A 681-nucleotide genomic window follows, 5' to 3' on the forward strand; every position below is an offset into this window, starting at 1 on the left:
GGAGTAAAAACCTCGCAAGGAACAATGATTGAAAGCATCAGTCCATTGTAAAATGTCTATTTGTATAACTAGAAGAATGCGTTAGCATTTGCCTATAGTAATAGATCATATATTCTTTACGGTTAATTCTATTTTCGTGTGGTAGCTAACTATCACACGAAAATAGAAGGCAAGATTACATCTATATAAGTTGAATTAAAGGATTACGATTACTCTCTGTTGAAGTATAAGGGTAACACTTACCAATGAACGGAGAGGAACTAGATGACCCATTCACGTCAACATGAAATCGAAACCTTGCTTACAGCGATGAAAACGACCAAAGATAAACGAATGTATGAACGTTATCAAGCGATTTACTTTTATTTACAAGGCTATTCTAAAAAAGAAATCACAACCATGATTGGGCGTTCCGAAAAAACTATCTATAACTATGTGAATGCCTACGAAGAAAAGGGACTAGATGGCTTAACCATGGGACAATCACCTGGAGCGCCACGCAAATTAACACCCGAACAAGAACAGGAATTGGCTCAAGTGATTGCGACCAAACTTCCCGTAGATGTTGGCTTCCCAGCTAAGTATAATTGGACGTTAAAGATCATTGCTTCATTTATCGAGAAAAAATGGAACCAACCGTATACTCTTCGTGGTGTCTCTCGACTTTTACACGATTTAGGC

1 protein-coding gene is annotated in these 681 nt (G+C 37.7%); it reads left to right on the forward strand.

All coding sequences use genetic code 11. The features are described 5' to 3' along the window. Nucleotides 1–264: 264 nt before the first annotated feature. A partial coding sequence (locus tag ACYVL2_RS20020; RefSeq protein ID WP_460546565.1) for a helix-turn-helix domain-containing protein occupies nucleotides 265–681 on the forward strand: 417 nt, incomplete at its 3' end.

The organism is Glycomyces halotolerans, assembly GCF_054779575.1.